17 protein-coding genes are annotated in these 19,053 nt (G+C 41.0%); 8 read left to right on the top strand and 9 right to left on the bottom strand.

What is annotated here, in order from left to right; translation table 11 throughout:
* Nucleotides 1–27 precede the first annotated feature (27 nt).
* From L6494_RS07525 to L6494_RS07515, 3 genes are all read left to right on the top strand, one after another.
* Entirely contained in the window at nucleotides 28–696 is a 669-nt protein-coding gene (locus tag L6494_RS07525; RefSeq protein ID WP_237993314.1) for a response regulator transcription factor, read from the top strand.
* A 226-nt stretch (nucleotides 697–922) separates the two neighbouring features.
* Nucleotides 923–2,533 carry a sensor histidine kinase gene (locus L6494_RS07520; RefSeq protein ID WP_237993312.1) on the top strand — a complete coding sequence of 537 codons (1,611 nt, stop codon included), beginning with the start codon at nucleotides 923–925 and terminating at the stop codon, nucleotides 2,531–2,533.
* A gap of 4 nt (nucleotides 2,534–2,537) precedes the next feature.
* On the top strand, nucleotides 2,538–3,005 hold the full coding sequence (locus L6494_RS07515; protein WP_237993310.1) for a PepSY-like domain-containing protein: 468 nt from the start codon (nucleotides 2,538–2,540) through the stop codon (nucleotides 3,003–3,005).
* Nucleotides 3,006–3,050: 45 nt separating this feature from the next.
* Here L6494_RS07515 and L6494_RS07510 read toward each other — a convergent pair whose 3' ends face one another.
* The 9 genes from L6494_RS07510 to L6494_RS07470 form a co-directional block, all read right to left on the bottom strand.
* A complete protein-coding gene (locus L6494_RS07510; RefSeq protein WP_237993308.1) occupies nucleotides 3,051–3,359 on the bottom strand; it encodes an addiction module antidote protein in 309 nt (102 codons plus the stop codon).
* Complete coding sequence (locus tag L6494_RS07505) at nucleotides 3,334–3,696, bottom strand: type II toxin-antitoxin system RelE/ParE family toxin (RefSeq protein WP_237993306.1); 363 nt, start codon at nucleotides 3,694–3,696, stop codon at nucleotides 3,334–3,336. Before L6494_RS07505 ends, L6494_RS07510 begins: the two co-directional genes overlap by 26 nt.
* Nucleotides 3,697–3,917: 221 nt before the next feature.
* Nucleotides 3,918–5,204 (bottom strand): iron uptake porin, encoded by a 1,287-nt coding sequence (locus L6494_RS07500; protein ID WP_237993304.1) that lies wholly within the window; start codon nucleotides 5,202–5,204, stop codon nucleotides 3,918–3,920.
* Between the two features lie 39 nt (nucleotides 5,205–5,243).
* Nucleotides 5,244–5,444: a hypothetical protein gene (locus L6494_RS07495; RefSeq protein WP_237993293.1), complete on the bottom strand. Its 201-nt coding sequence runs from the start codon at nucleotides 5,442–5,444 to the stop codon at nucleotides 5,244–5,246.
* A 123-nt stretch (nucleotides 5,445–5,567) separates the two neighbouring features.
* Nucleotides 5,568–6,569, bottom strand: coding sequence for a phosphotransferase family protein (locus L6494_RS07490; protein WP_237993291.1), 1,002 nt, complete (start codon nucleotides 6,567–6,569; stop codon nucleotides 5,568–5,570).
* A gap of 32 nt (nucleotides 6,570–6,601) precedes the next feature.
* Nucleotides 6,602–8,404, bottom strand: a complete 1,803-nt coding sequence (locus L6494_RS07485; protein WP_237993282.1) for an ABC transporter ATP-binding protein — start codon at nucleotides 8,402–8,404, stop codon at nucleotides 6,602–6,604.
* Nucleotides 8,405–9,571, bottom strand: coding sequence for a glycosyltransferase family 4 protein (locus tag L6494_RS07480; protein ID WP_237993280.1), 1,167 nt, complete (start codon nucleotides 9,569–9,571; stop codon nucleotides 8,405–8,407).
* Entirely contained in the window at nucleotides 9,568–10,821 is a 1,254-nt protein-coding gene (locus L6494_RS07475; RefSeq protein ID WP_237993278.1) for a glycosyltransferase, read from the bottom strand. Before L6494_RS07475 ends, L6494_RS07480 begins: the two co-directional genes overlap by 4 nt.
* Nucleotides 10,822–10,848: 27 nt before the next feature.
* Nucleotides 10,849–12,087: a glycosyltransferase family protein gene (locus L6494_RS07470; protein ID WP_237993276.1), complete on the bottom strand. Its 1,239-nt coding sequence runs from the start codon at nucleotides 12,085–12,087 to the stop codon at nucleotides 10,849–10,851.
* Between the two features lie 644 nt (nucleotides 12,088–12,731).
* On the opposite strand from L6494_RS07470, the gene L6494_RS07465 reads away from it, so the two are divergent.
* Genes L6494_RS07465 through L6494_RS07445 form a run of 5 tightly spaced genes read left to right on the top strand, consistent with a single transcriptional unit; the run spans nucleotide 12,732 to nucleotide 19,047 of the window.
* Entirely contained in the window at nucleotides 12,732–13,952 is a 1,221-nt protein-coding gene (locus L6494_RS07465; RefSeq protein ID WP_237993274.1) for a glycosyltransferase family protein, read from the top strand.
* On the top strand, nucleotides 13,930–15,126 hold the full coding sequence (locus tag L6494_RS07460) for a glycosyltransferase family protein (protein ID WP_237993272.1): 1,197 nt from the start codon (nucleotides 13,930–13,932) through the stop codon (nucleotides 15,124–15,126). The genes L6494_RS07465 and L6494_RS07460 overlap by 23 nt, the downstream gene beginning before the upstream one ends.
* 57 nt (nucleotides 15,127–15,183) lie before the next feature.
* Nucleotides 15,184–17,031, top strand: coding sequence for an ABC transporter ATP-binding protein (locus tag L6494_RS07455; RefSeq protein WP_237993270.1), 1,848 nt, complete (start codon nucleotides 15,184–15,186; stop codon nucleotides 17,029–17,031).
* Nucleotides 17,015–17,767, top strand: coding sequence for a histidine phosphatase family protein (locus tag L6494_RS07450; protein ID WP_237993268.1), 753 nt, complete (start codon nucleotides 17,015–17,017; stop codon nucleotides 17,765–17,767). Before L6494_RS07455 ends, L6494_RS07450 begins: the two co-directional genes overlap by 17 nt.
* Nucleotides 17,764–19,047 (top strand): colanic acid biosynthesis glycosyltransferase WcaL, encoded by a 1,284-nt coding sequence (locus tag L6494_RS07445; protein ID WP_237993266.1) that lies wholly within the window; start codon nucleotides 17,764–17,766, stop codon nucleotides 19,045–19,047. Before L6494_RS07450 ends, L6494_RS07445 begins: the two co-directional genes overlap by 4 nt.
* Nucleotides 19,048–19,053: the final 6 nt, after the last annotated feature.

Genomic DNA, 19,053 nt, shown 5'->3' with positions numbered 1-19,053 from the left:
TAGAACCACAAACAGAGGTTGCATCGGATGAATCGAATTCTCATCGTGGAAGATGAACCCCGCATAGCGGCTTTTATTGAGAAAGGGTTACGTTCTCATGGTTTTACAACGTCTATAGCCGTTGATGCTGATTCTGCTACTAACATGGCGTTAAGTAGCGGTTTTGACTTAATGATTTTGGATTTGGGGCTTCCTGGTAAAGATGGCTTAGATGTATTGGCAGAAATACGTGGACAAGGGGAAAATGTTCCGGTAATTATTTTAACTGCCCGTGATGACATTCAAGATAAAGTTGCAGGCTTTGAAACTGGTGCAGATGACTATGTAACTAAGCCTTTTCGGTTTGAGGAATTGTTAGTACGGATAAAAGCTAGGTTACGTAACAATGGTAACAGTCAAGCTACTGAAGAGATGGTACTCAAGTTTGGGGATGTGGTTTTAAACTTGCGATCGCGCAAAGCTAAAGTAGGTCAAAATATAGTAGAGTTACCAGCGCGGGAATTTACCCTTGCAGAAACCTTCCTGCGCCATCCTGGTCAAGTTTTCAGTCGGGAACAATTATTAGATAGAGTCTGGGGTTATGACTATGACCCAGGCTCAAATATTGTTGATGTTTATGTGGGTTATTTACGCAAAAAATTAGGTAGTGACTTAATTGAAACTGTCCGAGGTATGGGTTATCGTCTGCGAACATGAGAATTTTCTCATCAAAATTTCATGATTTTCTCATTTCACCATCATAAATTCATAAACATAGGTTCTATTACAACCTTTCCGCTTAATCTACAGAATATAAATTCTGTCGTAAGATGTGTGTGTTCCCTATATGACCGGAATTTTGGATGTAAAGATTGGGTTTTTGGATTTAATATTCCAAATTCCAATTTTTAACGCGTATAAAACCCACAAAATTATAGTTTATATGGGGAAACAACGAAAAAGAGACAAATCTCAAGTTTCTCTATTTAATCCCGACAGTCTGAGATTAGTGCTGAACAATCAAACTACAATAGCCAAAACATATATAAAACATCGTCGAGGCTTCTTTTGGGCTACGCGTACAAGGATTTTGTCCTGGTATGCGATCATCTTATTTGTGATTTTTCTGGTTTTTATTCCTGCAATTCGTCAGGCTTTATATGCACAAGTTAATCAACGTGTCAATGATGAATCAAGAGAGAAAATTCAAATATTTGAGCAATTACTGACGGGTAAAAGTAACAGTTCTGAGCCTCTAGATGAAGAAAGTATTGAAGCTATTGATAACCTGAGAAGTGGTGATACCCGGCTAAAAAAGCCACCAACCACAAAAAAGGAACTACAACAGTTTTTTGATGCTTTTTTAGGTAATCAACTGCCAGAAGATGATACATTTTTGATTGCGTTAATGGACGAAAGATTTTATAAATCGAGTCCCAGAGCTAGACCAAAAGAAATGGATAGAGATGCAAAAATCATTCTAGATTGGGCAAGGTTAACAAAACCTGCACAAGGAGAAAAGGTCATCCTTGGTAGTGAAGTTGATAGTATCCTTTATCTAGCTCAACCTGTGAAAATTGACGGCGAAGTCATGGGAGTGTTAGTCGTTGCTCACACCACGGCTGGGGAACGTGGAGAAGTGTTAGAAGCTTTAGCCGTGATTGTTCAGGTGAGTGTAGTTGTTGTGCTATTTGCTTTAGTTTTGGCTTGGTTTGCTGCGGGAAAAATCCTTGCACCTTTGCGCTTACTAACTCAGACGGCTCGCAAAATTACTGAAACAGATTTAAATCAACGCATCACTATAGATGGTAGCGGAGAACTAGCAGAATTAGGAGCTACTTTTAATGACATGATGGATAGGTTGCAAGCAGCCTTTACTAGTCAACGCCATTTTATTAACGATGCTGGACACGAACTGCGAACGCCTATTACTATTATTCGTGGTCATTTAGAATTGATGGGTAATGACCCGCAAGAAATACAAGAAACTCTAACTATAGTCATGGATGAGTTAGAACGGATGAACCGCTTTGTTAATGATTTGATGTTACTAGCAAAGGCGGAGCAGCCGGATTTTTTGCAGTTAGAAACAGTTGATATTCGGACTTTCACCGAAGAATTATTTACTAAAGTTAAAGGTTTAGGCGATCGCAACTGGCAACTCGAAGCTGTTGCCAGAGGTAAAATTGTTGGAGACCGTCAACGTCTGACTCAAGCTGTGATGAATTTGGCACAAAATGCTACTCAACATACAAACAACACTGATACAATTGCTCTGGGTTCAATGATTCACCGGGGTAAAATTAGCTTTTGGGTACGTGACACAGGGGTAGGTGTTGCACCAGCTGATCAACAGAGAATTTTTCAGCGTTTTGCTCGTGCTGCAAACAGTCGCCGTCGTTCTGAAGGTGCTGGGTTAGGTTTATCTATTGTCCAAGTTATTGCTGAAGCACATGGCGGACAAATTACCCTTGAAAGTGAACTAGGCGCAGGATCTGTATTCACAATTACCTTACCCTTAGAATCACCTCAAGTAAGAACATTTATTCAATAAGTAAGTGGTAATTATAGCAATCAAATCAATTATTTGCACTGTTAGTAGTTTATCTTTATTAACGTGTTTATTAGCTTTTACTTATGTCCATAATCAGCCAAAAGGCATAGTAGTTCCTGAAGCTGTAAAAGCAGCTTTCCAAGCTAAATATCCTGATATTCCTCATACCTGGCAAAGACATGATTACGGTTATGAGGCAGTTTTTACTGAAGATAATATCCAATACGAAGCAGAATTTTCCGCAACCGGGGAATGGCTAGAAACTGAATACTATGTGACCGAGAAAGAATTTCCTCCTATTGTATTAGAACGTATAAAGCAAGAACGCCCTGGATTTATTGTTACAAAATATGAAATTGAAATTACGCCTAAAGGCATATTTTATGAGGTAGATATTACTGACGGAGAACTCGAAGAAGAATTATATCTTGATGGTAATGGTAATCTTCAAGTCGATTTATATGAGGATTAATAGAAGTGGTGAGTAATGAGAATTGCTGCTAAATTATCGTTCAAATCACAGAATTGGTTGCACACTCAGGCGATAGCCGAGATGATGCAGAATAATGCTGATGGTTCGCAGTTCTGGGTTGCCTTCTGGCGACAAAGCCCGGTAAAGATTCTGGCGGTTCAAACCCGTTTTTTCCGCAAGGTGCGTCATCCCCGAACGTGCTTCCACCACGTTCCGCAACGCTTCCAGAAAAAACGCCATATCGCCATCCTGCTCGTACTCTTCAAGGGCAACGTCCAGGTAAGCCTTTGCCATTTCCGGGTTCAGCATCTGCTCAAATACAATCTCGTCATGGTTTCTCAGTTTCTTGCTCATCCTGTTCCTCCTGATAAGCCTGCCAATATTCTTTAGCTTTTTCTATGTCCCTCTCCTGGCTGTCCTTGTCGCCACCACACAGGAGAATTACTAGATCGTTCGCGGATTCACCAAAGTAAACGCGGTAGCCACTGCCAAAGAAAAACCTCAGTTCAAGCACGCCATCTCCAACCGGCTTGCAATCCCCGTAATTACCTTGCTTTAGTCGCTCTATCCGTCGAATTATCCTTGAACGGATCACATAGTCCTTCAAGCATAAGAGCCATTCAGTGTACGGCTCTTTGCCGTCTTCTTTTGCATAGACTAGCAGTGTTTTTTGACGAACGATATCAGCCATAGACTATAAATCTTAGCTTAAAAGCGACAGAGTTTCAAGAATGGCACTACTGGCGTGGCAAGCCTAAAATGATGGATTAGGCGTAGGTTGGGTTGACGTTAGGAAACCCAAAACCAATATCTATGTTGAGTTTTCGAGATCAATGTTGGGTTGCGCTGCGCTTAACCCAACCTACATTTAATGCACTGTTTTAGGCTTGCCACGCCACTACCGACTGATACTTAGAAGGTAAAAGTTGTCCGAACTGTGCCAATATAAATTTTGTCGTTATTATTATTATGTTCTGGATTTGTGATGAGAAATAAACCCGGAGTTATTGCTAGATTATCTGTAATTTTAAAGTGATAAAAGGCTTCTAGATGTAAAGATGTGTCCTTCTCTTCAAAGGCATCACCGAAACTATTATGAGTTACTTTAGGCGGTTGACCTACAACGAATCCGGCAAAACTACCTTCTTTACCAATATCTCTGAGCGTTAGTAGTAACGCCCATGTGGAAATAACAGCATTTGGGGTTGCTGGTACGTCTTCTGCTGTTGCATGAATAAAACCAACTCGGCTTCCCAGGGTGATAGTTGGGTTAATTTGCCAAGCACCTTCTGCACCAAAGGAATTAGCTGTAATTGCATCTGCTTGATTATTAAAGGGGTTGTTGGTTAATTCGCTGCCAGTTCCGGTATTTACATTATTGTAAGAGTGGATATAGGTAACGCTAAGTGCTGTGGTTTTGGATGGTTTAAGGGTGAGTTGAGCGATCGCACCATAAGGACTAGCAAAAATTCCCTTCTCTGGATTAGCTGCGTTGTTACTGACGTATCCTAATGATAAATTGAGAGAGTCATTGAAATTATGAGAAATACCGATACCTGCACCGCCACCTTGTCGGCGAATTGGATTTTCTCGTCCAAATGTGGAAATTGAACCGTCTCCACTACCACTAAAAAGAGGATTGACACTAGGAACAAAATCCCCTAATCCTCCTCCTAAAGCGTATAAAGTGACGCGAGTTTGTTTACCCAGACGGAATCTATAATCTAACTCATCTACTTCCACCTCATTGTCATCGTCACCGTCAAATCCCAAATTAGCCATTTTAGTGCCGGTAACATCTGCTAATTCTGGTGTATTGCGTCCTTGTAGACGGATTTGTAATTTGTCTTTACCAGTAAAACTTGCCTCTAAGCTGAGACGGAGGCGATCGCTAAATACTAAGTTCTCATTGATTGGCTTAGTTCTACTGTTGGCTTTTTTCCCGCCAGTGACTCCAGTTACAGCAAAGATAACTTCTCCCGCTAACTCAACTTGGGGCGAAAACTGTTTTGTTTCTAATGCAGCTACTTTGTTTTCTAATAAATCTACGTGGTTGCGAAAAGTTGCTAATTCCGCAGAAAATTCTGTTTGTAGTTTTTGGATTGTAGTTAACGTTTCTTGATTAAATTTGTCAAAGTTACTATTATTTATTTTGAGAATACAAACATTTAATTTAGTGGCAAATTCATATCTAGTCATGGTTTGATTGTCAGTATTCTCCTGACTAACACAATCATATTACTCAGTTAATGCTTGTAGTGCCTGAAATGCCCAACTATCATGGGTAATATCCGCTAATTGAGAAACTGATATAATTTTATTTAGTTTACTATTTTTTTCTACTGGAATATTTATTGCATTAACTTTAGCTATACTACTCAAAGCAAATAAAATGATTAGACTAATCAGGCGTATTTCCTGACCAAAAATTGAACCCATTAATTATATCTCCTGAAAATTAAACGCAGAGGGGCGCGGAGGAAAACGCAGAGGGGCGCGGAGGTTGCCCAATTTTATTAGTGGTGTAGTCACTACCTCAGCAGATTAGAAAACGCTATATAATTACGAATTACTGATTATCTTGAGTCGTTCTTCGCAGAGATTTAACAGTGCTTCGGTAAAAGGACGACGTTCGGTAAATAGGGTGCTGATGTAAATATGTCGGACTAAAGTTAGAGTAGTATAGGCTTGAATTGCGGGGAAAAATTCATTACCTGTAAGCTGAAGAAATCTTTTCGTGAGAATATTTTCATACTCTTGTAATGCTTGGCTATTACCAAAATTACGTAAGCTATATTCTTGTAGATGAGCGATGAAATTACCGATATCAACTGCCGGATTACCTGCACAATATAAATCCAGATCAATCAGATACAAACGGGAATTATTAATAATGACTTGATCAGGATAAAAATCACGATGGATACCACAGGGTTTTAGTTCTGGCGTGTTTGCTCCTAAATCATCACTTGCTGCTAATATGCGTTCTAAACGTGATTGCCATTGTGGGTATTGTTCCATCACTAATGGAATCCGTTCATGCAAAATTCTTAATTCATCTGACATCCTATGAGAACGACGAGGAAGAATATTAGCTTGGTGCAATTTATGAGCCGCTTCAGCAATGAGTTTTGCAGGTAAAATACTGTTAGTTTGTGATAGCAGTTGAGTAGCCATTACCCCCTCAACCTTACGCTGTAACCACATTTGCCATTCAGGAATCACACCCACAGGTTCAGGGACAGAAATCCCATCAGGACTATCATCACCAAATCCCGATTCCCAGAGAGATTTTTGTAACTCATAACTATGAAAATCAGTTCCCTTAGCCCTCACCTTCCCAATTAAGGTAATGATTTCCCCAGCATCATCAATCAACTCATATTCAATCAAACAACGCCGCCCCAACTTATGACGAATCACCCTGACATTCTGCACACGACAATTTTTAGCTATTACCAAACACCCCTCAAAACACTCCTCCACCCGCACCCGATCAACCGCATCCGCCAAAAAAGGCATCTTCTCATCACTAAAACCCATACTCAGCGTACCTCCGCGCATACCTCCGCGCCCCTCTGCGTTAAAAACTCTCTCTAAACCCTCAAAGAAGCCTGCACCTCATACAAAGCCGCATAACGCCCATGTTTCCGCATCAACTCCAGATGAGAACCTTGTTCAGCTATCCGCCCATTTTCCAGATAAACAATCATATCTGCGCGAGTAGCGAAATTCAGATCATGAGTAATCAAAAAAGTCGTGCGATTTGCTGACAACCTTTGCAACGCATCAATTACAGCCTTCTCACTCTCCTTATCTAACCCCGTAGTAGGTTCATCTAAAATCAAGATAGGAGCTTGACGAATAGCAGCACGAGCGATCGCAATCCGTTGTCTTTGTCCCCCCGAAAGAGTCGAGCCTCTTTCCCCCACCAAGGTGTCATATCCTTGCGGTAAAGCTTGGATAAAATCATGAGCGTGAGCTAAACGCGCCGCCGCTTCAATTTCCGCATCAGACACCCCAGCAATCCCGTAGGCAATGTTTTCTTTAATACTGGCAGCAAACAAGAGACTATCTTGCAAAACTACACTAATTTGGGAACGGAATGATGCCAATGTATATTCTCGAATATCTCGCCCATCAATCATCACCCGCCCGGATGTAGGATCATAAAGCCGTAATAAAAGACTGACTAACGTTGATTTACCACCACCAGAAGTTCCTACAATCGCTACCTGCTGTCCCGATTGAACGTTTAAATTGATATCTTCTAGTAGCACTCGTCCTGAGTCATAGGCAAAATGGACGCGTTCAAAACGCACCGCACCCCGGAAAATTGGGGCGGGGAAGGCATCCGGTGAATCACTGATATCTGGTTTCTGATTTAACACATCTAAAATACGCTCACCAGAAGCCGCCGCTTTAGCTAGTCGTCCAGTGTACTTAGCGAAGTTCTGCACTGGCTTAAAGGCATTCTTCAGGTAGGTAAGGAATACAAGCACATCCCCAGGGGTTAAAGCATCTCGCAACGCCAGCCAAGAGCCGTACCATAAAATAATTGCTGTTCCCATTGCAATCACCGCATCTACAGTACGTTCCAAGTGAGCCGCCAACCGTTGGGTTTTGACGCTTTCTGTTAGACTACTCTGATTTTGTTGAGCAAATACACGAGCAAAAGCATCCTGTAGGGAGAGGGCTTTCACTAATTTAATCGCCGCAATAGATTCAGCCGCCGTCGCTGCTACAGCCCCTTCTTGTTGACGTTGCTTTAATGAAGAAGCTTTGATGCGCTGGCTGAGTCGGTTTGTAACTAACCAAAAGAACGGTAGTGTGATGAGTGACAGCAGGGTGAGGCTGCGATTCATCCAGAACATCACCCCAATCATGCCAAATAGAGAGAGAATGCTGACTACTAGCGGTAATGCTGCCGTAATCATAATCTCTTGAAGACGGCTAGCATCGCTACTGACACGGATAATTAAATCACCGCTACGAGCTTTGGTGTGATAAGCCAAAGATAAATTTTGCAGATGACAATATAAATGATTCCGCACCTTAGCCATAACTCGGCTACCGACTATGGCTAATCCTACGGTACTCCAATAGGCAGCAAGGGCGCGTAACCCTGTAATTATCAGGACTGCAACGGCTGAGAGTGTCAGTAATGCGATTGGTTCTAGACTAGTAATCAGGGGAAGAGTATTAACCCTTTCGCCACGCAGCAGAACGTAATCAAAGACAAACTTGAGCGGCCAAGGTTCTAATACTCTCAGTCCCACATCTGCAATTAAAGCGATCGCCGAAACTAAAAGTAGTCCATACTGGGGACGAATATCAGGCCAGAAATAAGTCAACACTCCCCACAAACCGGGAACAGCTGATTTTTTGGGTTTTAGCATTTATCGTTTCACCTCCACCGGTAATGGAGATGCTAGATGCAGAATTTGCCCTGCGATCGCATCCCAAGTATGATGAGCTATAACTGTTTCTCGCGCCGCTTGTCCTAAACTGTGACGCAGATGAGGCGATCGCCATAATTGTTCTAATGTGTTTGTTAAGGCGATCGCATCACCAGGAGGGCAAAGCATACCATTCACCCCCGGATCAATTAAGTCTGTCAATTGTCCAATCTGACTAACCACTACAGGTAAACCAGCCGCCATATATTCATACACCTTCAACGGCGAGAAGTAAAAATCAGCTTGTGCAGCGTAGGGTGCGACAGCCACATCCATTGCAGCTAATAACTGAGGAATTTCATCAGGATTCACCGCACCAGTGAATTGAGTATGAGCATCTAATCCCCGTGCAGCTAATTCAGCTTCGAGATTTTCCCGTTCAGGTCCATCACCAACAATCAAAAGTTTGGCATGGGGAACACGTTGATGCAGTAAACTAAAAGCTTCCGTCAAGATGGGCAATCCATGCCAAGGTTTCAAAGTACCGACAAAACCCACCGTAAAACTATCTGATTGAATTACAGAACGCAGAGTAGAAAAGCGGTGAGGATTGACACCATTAGGGATGACATGAACCTTGCTACCATCCACATAATCCAGCAAATAACTTTTCACCGCATCGGAAACAGCAATCAATGCTGTAGCGGCTGAAAACACCCGACGCGCCACCACTTCCGCACCATCAAGATCAATTAAACCCCGATGCTGTGCCTGTTCGATAATCAGAGGCGAATTAACCTCCAACAAACCAGGAATTCCCCTATCTTGGGCATATTCCATCGCGCCATAACTCCAAAGAGAATAACGCTCATAAATCAAATCAAAAGAGCCAAATTTCTCCAAACTCAACCGTAAATCAGGATTCATTCCCAAAGCAACCTGCTCTCGCACCTCCCTTTCTAACTTAGGAACAGGTGGAAGTTGATGCACCACCACATCAGCCAAATCCGCCGGTAACTCTCCCCCAATCCGAGTAGCAAACAATGTAACCTGTCCACCTTGCCCTTTTAAAGCCCGGATCACCTCCTGCACATGAATTGAGCAACCCTTCTGCCCAAAAACAGGAATCCCAGCATCAGCACAAACATAAGCAACTCTCACCTTCATACCTCCTCTGCGCCTCCGCGCCTCTGCGTGAGAAATAAATCCCTCAAAACTTCCGTATTACGACAAATATCAAACTCAGACTCAATCAAACTCCTAGCCTGAGTAGACAACCTCACCCGCAAAGCCGGATCTTTGAGAAGTTGCCCAAGAGCGATCGCTAATTCCTCTGCATCATATTGCGGGACAATCAACCCAGTCTCCCCATCACGCACGACTTCAGGGATACCAGTAACAACCGTACTAACACAGGGAGTTCCCAGAGCCATCGCTTCTAGTAAAACCGTAGGTAAACCATCACGATTACCATCTTTACCAATCACATAAGGCGCAGCAAACACAGCCGCCTGTTGTACTAATTGAAACACCTCATTTTGGGGACGCGCACCGACAATTTGCACACAAGATTGCAGTCCTAAATCTATAATTTGCTGCCGCAAAGTTGATTCTAAAGCACCAGTACCGACGATTTGACACTGAAACTCATAATTTTTCTGCTTGAGAATCGCGCAAGCATCTATTAAAACAGATAACCCTTTCTTCTCGATTAACCGACCAACTGAGATAATTAATGGTGGACGTTCAGCCGGAGAAGAATATTGTAACTGTCGCAAATCTAACCCGTTATAGATGCGTTGAACTTGGTTTGCAGCTAGATTGTATATTTTCTCCAGATATTTGAGATTATAGTCACTGACAGTCACCACCCTAGCCGCATCCTTTAGCTTACGTTCCATATCCGCAAATTCCACGCTTTCATGAAAGATATCTTTAGCATGAGCAGTGAAAGTATAGGGAACGCCTGTAAAGTGGGATGCTAGGCGAGCTACACTAGTGGCTACAGTGCCGAAATGAGCGTGTAAATGGGTGATACCTTTGAGCTTGACTTCTCGTGCTAACCATGCAGCTTGGTAAACCGTGCTAGCTTTTTCCCCTTGAGCAAATGCCAATTTTGACCAAAAATCAGGGATAACCTTACTTGCTTCTTGTAATTCTGCCCAAAAATAGCTAGCGGCTGTAGGTGCAAGACTATTGAGTGAATCGCTCACCCGTCCTTGAAGTGGCTTGCGAATGTAAGTGACAGGTGCGCGCACTTGGGAAATAATATTTTGAAAGTGCGTGTCTGATGGTGGTCTTAAAGCGAAAATGTTTATATCTAAGCCAGCCGCTTCATGAGCTAAAATTTCATTGACGACAAAGGTTTCAGAATAGCGGGGATAACGTTTGAGAACGTAAGCGACGGACATGGACATATTTGTTAACTGATGACTGATGACTATTTAAGAAGCTTTTGCGTGTGGGGGTTCTTGATGAGCAGGCGTGAGGATTTCATCGACGAATTGGGGAATGTGAGTTAGTCCTTTGAGATCGACGAATTTACGGACTGGTGGTGGCTCAATGTCAAGCTTTAGCCAGTCGGTTAATGCAGCCGATGTCAGTTTATCTGGGTGTAGGAAATCAATTAAGCCTAGTTCTTTTAATCGTTCAGCCCTAATTAATTGTTCTTTTCGGGGTTGGACGCGGGGTAAAATAAGCGATCGCTTGCCAAATGATAATAATTCGCAAGTGGTATTATAACCACCCATTGCAATCACGCGTTCGGCTTGGTGTAGTAACATTGTCGGCTCGGCTAAATATTCCAACACGCGCAAATTATCACGTTGCGCTGCATAGTTGTGGAGTTTTTGCCTGACTTCTCGCGGCATGAAGGGGCCTGTCAAGATGATACCATTCATCCCTGGTGGTAGTTCAGCATGAGCAAAGGTTTCTGCTAACTGCGCTCCGTCTTGTCCACCACCTACTAAGCATAATACTAGGCGTTCAGATGGTAGATTGAGGGATTTAAATGATTGAACGGTGTCTAAATTCAAATATTTGAGGCGGCTACGTTGGTCAAGATAGCCGGTGTAGCGGAATTTGGCAACGGTTTTGGGCTGGAAGTGATATTCTTTGGCTAGGTCATAGATATTGCGATCGCCATACACCCAAACTTGATCATAGTAGGTTTGAATCGCCTCTTCATTGGCTGCTCGTTTCCAATCTCGACGTACAGAAGCGGGTTCATCTAAGATATCGCGCAAACCTAGAATGCAGTGGGTTTTACCTTCTCTACGCAAGTATTCTAAGGTGGGATCTAGTTCTCTGACTGCTCCGCGTGGGACATTATCCACAATGAAGATATCAGGTTTAAAGGTTTTTATCGTTGCTAGGATAACTTGCGATCGCAGTGCAATAATTTCTTGCAATGATAGATCCAATTTTCTGGCTTGATATTGCCCATCAATATTTTTGTGCAAAGCCGGGAGTGTCAAACAATCTACCCCTGGTGGTGTTGGTAGACTGTTGGCATCTGGAATGCCACTAATCATTAAAATATCGGTTTTTAGGGGTGAAAATCCTAAAGTTTGGGCAATCAATAAATTACGGCGTTTGTGTCCTAAACCCATTGTGTCGTGGGAATACAACGCAATACGGCACTTACGAGTATTACTAGATAAACTACTAATCTGCGAAGACACGATAGTAGGCGATGTTCTGGTGAATTTTTTAGAGTGAGGTAGCAAATTGTACATGAGAACACACACTATTGAGGGAGTTAACAGAAGAAAAGCAGGGAAAAATACAATTCTCTAATCAGTCTTTTTGCTTGTAAGCCAATATCTTCTAATGGGTTTGGCTGTGGAGCATTGGGAGAAAACTGTTTACAACGGCTTGAGAATCAAAAATTTCGATGAAATCTATTTACTTACGCGTTGAACATGATAATATGATGTTAGTAGCTGGTGGGCTTCATTTTTTCTATTTACGCCTCTTTTAATCTGCTTGCCTCCTTATGAAAAGTGAATTAATACTGAGTGCTACTTAACTTTGTCTTAAGGTAAGTTTAATCAAACTTTTATGAGAAGATAATGAACAAAAGATGAGAAACTTCTCATGAAACTACCACCAGATAAAAGATATTGACTATTCACTTCATCAAAAAATGGTTAACATCCCTTCTCTGCAACGGGATAATTATGGTAAATCTACTTAACAGATTGATGAGAAACTTCTCATTAAAGTTTCATGAACAATTCATCTACATGAGCAATCATGTGTATTAGCAAGAGAACATCAAACGAATGTTTCTCCTATCCATACTCCAACTTAATTGGTAAAAATTATGCGACTGCTGGTATATTCCCATGACGCATACGGACTTGGTAACATCCGCAGAATGTTGGCTATCTGCGAACACCTACTGGGGACAATTTCTGAACTCTCGATTTTATTGGTGTCGGGTTCACCCATGTTACAGGGGTTTCGCTTACCGAAGGGTTTAGATTACATCAAACTTCCTTGCTTAAACAGAGGCACAGATGGGGAAGTTGCGGTAAAGTATCTGGGGATGGGTATTGAAGAGACAGTGAGATTGCGATCGCAATTAATTCTCTCAGCTGCAATTAACTTTCAACCAGACTTATTTCTGGTAGATAAAAAACCATACGGACTGAAAAATGAGTTAGCTGATACGATTCTTTATTTCCATCACAAACGTCCTCAAACCAAGTTAGTTCTGTTACTGCGCGATATTCTCGACTCGCCAGAAGTCACTATCGCTGATTGGCAAAAAAATCGCTATTACGCAGCTATAGAAAAGTTTTACCATCAAGTCTTAATAGTTGGTACACCAGAAGTTTTTGATACTGTCAAGGAATATCAATTTTCCCCAATTATTGCCCATAAAACCCGTTATTGTGGCTATATCAGTCGTCCACCAGGATTAAAATCACCTGATATTATCAAAGCAGAATTGCAAGTATCATCAAAAGAACGTTTGATTTTAGTTACCCCTGGTGGTGGTGAAGATGGTTACGAATTGGTTGATACCTATCTTCAAGCCATTAACTTATTAGGTGCAGTAAATCCCTGCAAAAGTTTAATCATTTGTGGACCAGAAATGCCCACAAACCAAAAACAACTTATTTACCAAGCAGCAGCCAATAATCCCCAAGTGCAGATTAGGGAATTTACAGACGATTTAATGAGTTATATACAAGCAGCAGATGCAATAGTTTCAATGGCTGGTTATAACACTGTCTGCGAAATTTTATCGGCAAATAAGCCTGCTGTAATTATACCACGTTGTCATCCATCAAAAGAGCAATTAATTCGCGCAGAAAAAATGGCAGCATTAGGTTTATTTCAGGCAATTAATCCAGAAGATTGTCATCCAGAAACCTTAAAAAAGGCTCTCACAAATCAGTCATGTGTAACCCAGTACAAGTTAAATATGCGGGGGTTATCTAACGTCAAAGATTGCATTTTTTTGCTGTTAACGCAAACAAGCTGGGAACGTCAATTCAATTATGAAGAAAATCATGTTTTATTGCCAGTACCTTAGCGGTATGGGGCATTTAGTTAGAAGTACAGAAATAGTACGGAGTTTAGTCAAATATTTTCAGGTTTATTTTATTTGTGGTGGGCCGGAAATAACAGGTTTTGAAATTCCGCCACAGGTAGAATTAATTAGACTACCTGCACTGTGGTTAGAAGACGGTGAATTTACCGTGGGGGATAATTACCAAAGTGTGGAAGAAGTAAAGGAAATCAGAAAAAATCTTTTAATTTCTGAAGTTGACAGAATCAAACCAGATTGTTTAATTACTGAATTTTTTCCTTTTGGTAGACACAAACTATTTTTTGAATTGATTCCTTTAGTTGAATATATCAAAGCTCAAAGTCCTCAAACGAAAATTATTTGTAGTTTACGTGATGTCATTGGTAAAGAAAGTGATCAGGAGGAAGAAGAAACTATTTGCAATTTAATGAATCGTTACTTTGACCTATTACTGTTTCATTCAGATCCCAACTTTCAAAGTTTTTCTGAAAGTTTTAAAAGATATAAAGATATTAAAAGCGAAATCTACCATACTGGATTTGTCACTCAATCACCCCAAGTAAATATCGACGATATTGATCAATTATGGGGTGAAATAAAACCAGAGACAGCAAAAATTTTGGTGAGTATCGGCGGGGGAAGAATTGGCTATGAACTTTTAGAAACAGTCATAGCAGCAAGCCCAATTTTAGAAAAAATTACCCCACATATCATTAAAATATTTACTGGACCTTTTATGCCAGAAGAGAAGCTAGTCAAATTAAAGCAAGCTGTTGGTAATCAAGTAAATATTCATATCGCAAGCTATACTAACCAACTACTTGCTTACATGAGAACGGCAGATATTTCTCTCAGTTTAAGTGGTTATAACACTACAATGAATATTTTGAGTACAGGTGTTCGTGCCATTCTTGTTCCCATTGGCCATGAAAATCAAGATAAAGAACAATTAGTCAGAACTCAAAAATTACAGCAGTTGGGAATTGTTGATTGTCTTCTTCCACAAGAGTTAGAAGCATATCATCTAGCAGAAAGAATGATTGCTTGTTTAAATAAAAACACAGTTTTAGATATTTCTCAAAACTTCGATTTGCAGGGTGCGGAGAAAACGGCTATTTTTCTGAAAAGTTTTCTGAATGAGAATCAATATTTGTCAGGTTACGCCCGGCTACACTAACACTCGAAGGAGAATAAATTGAGAGAAATTATATTTAGTCAAGGAGAGAGATAATTAATGGGACAGCGTGCCAAAGAAAAGGAATTAACAGGAGTTATCCCAGGTATTTTGCGGATATTAGCAAAATTCTCGGCTTATATCCGCAAAGAAAAACTTTTAATTGCTGGTTCTTTTCTGGCTCTGTTAATAGAAACAGGCTTACGTTTGCTTGAACCTTGGCCTTTAAAATATGTATTTGATTATATTCTGATACCTGCTCATACTAATACTGTAAATATTCCTAATACATTTGGATTTAGTCCAATTGTATTATTAACTTTATCGGCTGTAGCTATTGTAGTTATTTCTGGAGTGGGTAGCATTGCTGCATACCTCAGCACCTATGGAATGTCTTTGGCTGTGGTGCGGGTATTGTCGGAGGTACGCGGTGATGTTTTCAATCATTTACAACATCTTTCTTTATCCTTTCACCAAAAGTCTAAAGGTGGGGATTTAATCACCCGTGTCACCGCCGATATTGAAAAGATGCGGACGGTGACGGTGAAAACAGCTTTACCTTTATTTACTAATACATTCTCCCTTTTGGGAATGTTAGCTATTATGTTTTGGCTAAATTGGGAATTAGCATTAGTAGTTACGGCGATTTTCCCATTATTAATTTTATTGACTAGCAACATGATTACCCGCATTCGCAAGTTTGCTAAAAAACATCGTGATTCTGAAGGTGTTTTAGCCGCAACTACGGGCGAAACTATGGGTGCAATTAAGGTGGTGCAAGTTCTATCTCTTCAGAAAATGCTACACGGTGTTTTTTCAACGCAAAATCAGAAGAGTTTAGATGAAGCTATCGAATCTTTGAGGCTATCAGCCGCACTTGAAAGGGCTGTACAAATTTTAATGGCGATTATTATTGCTGTGGTGTTGTGGCGTGGTTCTCATGTGGTACTAAACAAGCAACTCACTCCTGGGGAACTGTTGGTGTTTATGACTTATTTGAAAAATGCTTTTGAACCGATGCGGAAAATATCTAACCAAATCGGACAAATTGCTAAAGCTACAGCTTCCGGGGAACGGGTGGTGGAAATTCTCGACTATGAACCAAATGTAAAAGATTTACCTAGGGCGAAACCAGCGCATCCTTTATTTGGTGCGGTGCGGTTTGAAAATGTGGCTTTCAGCTACGACACAGGGAACAAAATCTTAAAAGATATTAATTGTATAGTGCAACCGGGACAGCAAGTAGCGTTAGTCGGGGCTTCTGGTAGCGGTAAATCAACGCTTCTCAGTTTAATATTACGACTGTATGACCCAGAAGCGGGGCGGATTGTCATCGACGGTCAAGATATTCGTGAATATACTTTAAATTCTCTCAGACAGCAAATCAGCGTAGTTTTGCAAGATAGTGTGTTATTTGCTGTGAGTGTGAGAGAAAACATTGCTTACGGTAAATTAGGATGCTCCCATAAAGAAGTAGAAAAAGCTGCAAAGTTGGCGAATGCTCACGAATTTATTCTGAAATTGCCCCAAGGCTACGATACAATTTTGGGCGATCGCGGTGGTACACTATCAGGAGGACAAAGACAAAGAATTGCGATCGCTCGTGCTGCAATACGTCAAGCACCAATAGTTATTCTGGATGAAGCTACTACAGGTTTAGATAAAAAGAATGAATATATCGTCAACGCTGCACTCAATAAACTAACCGAGGGGCGGACAACGTTTATTATTTCTCACAACCTTAAGGCGGTAGAGAATGCAGATATGATTCTCTACGTCGATGGGGGACGTATTGTAGAACAAGGTACGCACGCAGAATTGATGCGACTTGGTGGCTGTTATGCCACTTTATACCAGATACAAAGCATTGTAGAACCAGAAGGAGATATCTATGCAGTTGAAGCTTGAAAAAAGCTCAGGAACTCGCGTGGTTCTTTTGCGCCACGGAGAAAGTACGTTTAATGCTTTGGGTTTATATCAAGGTAGTAGTGATGAGTCAGTATTAACTGAAGTTGGACGCAGGGATGCAAGAATTACAGCCGAGTTTCTCCAGGGAATTGCATTTGATGCTGTTTATATTAGTTCTTTGAAGCGGGCGCAGGAAACCGCTAAGGAGATTTTAAAGGTAATTGATGTTCCAGAAAATGCAGTTTTTATTGATAAGAAGTTACGAGAAAATGATATGCCTGCCTGGGAGGGTTTAGCGTTTCAATATGTGCGGGAAATATTCCCGGAAGCGTATCAACTCTGGAAACAACGCCCCCATGAGTTTTGGATGCTAGTAGATACTGAACAACGGTTTTATCCAGCTCTAAATTTATATGAACGGGTACAAGATTTTTGGCAGGAGGTGTTACCAAATCAGGTTGATAAAACTTTGCTGGTGGTTGCACATGGGGGTACAAATCGGGCTTTGATTGGGACTGCTTTGGGTATAAGTCCTGAGTTTTATCACCGCTTTCAACAGTCTAATTGTGGGATTAGTATACTGCATTTTCCTGATGGTTGTTTGGGTTCTGGGGCGTTGGAGGTGATGAATTTGAATAGTCATTTGGATTTTTTGAGGAAGGAGAAGAGAGGAAGGATTTTTAAACGCAAAGTATCGCGGAGGTTTACGCGGAGTGACGCGGAGGTTTTACTATGAAGGTGGCTTTTATTGTTTGGCGGTTTCCGGTTTTATCTGAGGCTTTTATTCTTAATCAAATTACGGGTTTGATTGATAGGGGACATGAGGTTTATATTTATCCTGTGAATGGTTTACCTAAGAATTATACGGGTAAGGTTCATCCGATTGTGGAGGAATATAAGTTGATGGATTGTACCTTTTTTCCTCCTGCTGTTCCTGAGAATATTGTTTGGCGTTTTTTTAAGGGTATTGGATTATTAGTCAGGAATATTTATCTGGGTTCTTTAAAAAGTTTGCGCTTTTTTCAGTTAGGGAAGTATGACAAGGAAGTAGCTACTTTAAAAACTTTTTATCGAATTTCACCTCTGCTTGAAGATGGTGTATATGATATTATTCACTGTCAATTTGGCACGTTAGCACCTATTGCTCTTGCTTATCGGGAGGCGGGGATAATTTCTGGTAAGTTAATTACGACTTTTCGGGGTATTGATATTAGTAAATATGTGGAGGAAAATGGCAGGGATGTTTATGAGCAACTGTTTCGGGAAGGGGAGTTTTTTTTGGCGAATTGCAAATTTTTTGGCGATCGCGCGATTAATTTAGGCTGTGATTCTGATAGAATTGTTGTTCATGGTTCTGGCTTAGATTGTCGTAAGTTCGCCTTTAAACCTCGTTATTTCCCTGCTGATGGTAAGGTGCAGATTGCGACAACTGGAAGATTAGTAGAAAAGAAGGGGATTGAATATGCTATTCGTGCAGTTGCTAAAGTAGCTAAAGAATATCCAAATATTGAATACAAAATAATCGGTGATGGCGAGTTAAAGGAACATTTTGAAAAACTAATTGCGGAACTAAATATTGGTCATATCGTCAAATTATTGGGATGGAAGCAACAAAAAGAAATCGTTGAAGTTCTCAATAATGCTCATATTTTTATCGCGCCTAGTGTGACGGCTGCTGATGGTAATCAAGATGCGCCAGTCAATACATTAAAAGAAGCGATGGCGATGGGTTTACCTGTAATTAGCACGACACACGGCGGTATCCCAGAATTAGTAGAGGATGGGGTTTCAGGGTTTTTAGTACCAGAACGAGATACGGATGCGATCGCAACTAAATTATCCTATCTTATTCAGCATCCCCAATTGTGGGAAACAATGGGTCAAGCTGGACGTGCGCGTGTTGAAGAAAAATACGACATGAACAAGCTAAATGATGAATTAGTCGCCATTTATCAACAAGTTCTGCAACCTGAATTACCTCTACCAGTTTTGAGAGAAGAATTAACTCATATCTAAAATATA

This window comes from Nostoc sp. UHCC 0870 (assembly GCF_022063185.1).
In the GTDB taxonomy this organism is placed as follows: domain Bacteria; phylum Cyanobacteriota; class Cyanobacteriia; order Cyanobacteriales; family Nostocaceae; genus Trichormus.
Note: the sequence above shows the minus strand (reverse complement) of the source record. Positions and strands in the feature narration are given on the sequence as shown.

What these genes read in the sequence shown, in the direction of transcription:
- L6494_RS07525 (WP_237993314.1), top strand. Translation starts at nt 28, where the DNA reads ATGAATCGAATTCTCATCGTGGAAGATGAACCCCGCATAGCGGCTTTT.
- L6494_RS07520 (WP_237993312.1), top strand. Translation starts at nt 923, where the DNA reads ATGGGGAAACAACGAAAAAGAGACAAATCTCAAGTTTCTCTATTTAAT.
- L6494_RS07510 (WP_237993308.1), bottom strand. Translation starts at nt 3,359, where the DNA reads ATGAGCAAGAAACTGAGAAACCATGACGAGATTGTATTTGAGCAGATG.
- L6494_RS07505 (WP_237993306.1), bottom strand. Translation starts at nt 3,696, where the DNA reads ATGGCTGATATCGTTCGTCAAAAAACACTGCTAGTCTATGCAAAAGAA.
- L6494_RS07500 (WP_237993304.1), bottom strand. Translation starts at nt 5,204, where the DNA reads ATGACTAGATATGAATTTGCCACTAAATTAAATGTTTGTATTCTCAAA.
- L6494_RS07495 (WP_237993293.1), bottom strand. Translation starts at nt 5,444, where the DNA reads ATGGGTTCAATTTTTGGTCAGGAAATACGCCTGATTAGTCTAATCATT.
- L6494_RS07490 (WP_237993291.1), bottom strand. Translation starts at nt 6,569, where the DNA reads ATGCGCGGAGGTACGCTGAGTATGGGTTTTAGTGATGAGAAGATGCCT.
- L6494_RS07485 (WP_237993282.1), bottom strand. Translation starts at nt 8,404, where the DNA reads ATGCTAAAACCCAAAAAATCAGCTGTTCCCGGTTTGTGGGGAGTGTTG.
- L6494_RS07480 (WP_237993280.1), bottom strand. Translation starts at nt 9,571, where the DNA reads ATGAAGGTGAGAGTTGCTTATGTTTGTGCTGATGCTGGGATTCCTGTT.
- L6494_RS07475 (WP_237993278.1), bottom strand. Translation starts at nt 10,821, where the DNA reads ATGTCCATGTCCGTCGCTTACGTTCTCAAACGTTATCCCCGCTATTCT.
- L6494_RS07465 (WP_237993274.1), top strand. Translation starts at nt 12,732, where the DNA reads ATGCGACTGCTGGTATATTCCCATGACGCATACGGACTTGGTAACATC.
- L6494_RS07460 (WP_237993272.1), top strand. Translation starts at nt 13,930, where the DNA reads ATGTTTTATTGCCAGTACCTTAGCGGTATGGGGCATTTAGTTAGAAGT.
- L6494_RS07455 (WP_237993270.1), top strand. Translation starts at nt 15,184, where the DNA reads ATGGGACAGCGTGCCAAAGAAAAGGAATTAACAGGAGTTATCCCAGGT.
- L6494_RS07450 (WP_237993268.1), top strand. Translation starts at nt 17,015, where the DNA reads ATGCAGTTGAAGCTTGAAAAAAGCTCAGGAACTCGCGTGGTTCTTTTG.
- L6494_RS07445 (WP_237993266.1), top strand. Translation starts at nt 17,764, where the DNA reads ATGAAGGTGGCTTTTATTGTTTGGCGGTTTCCGGTTTTATCTGAGGCT.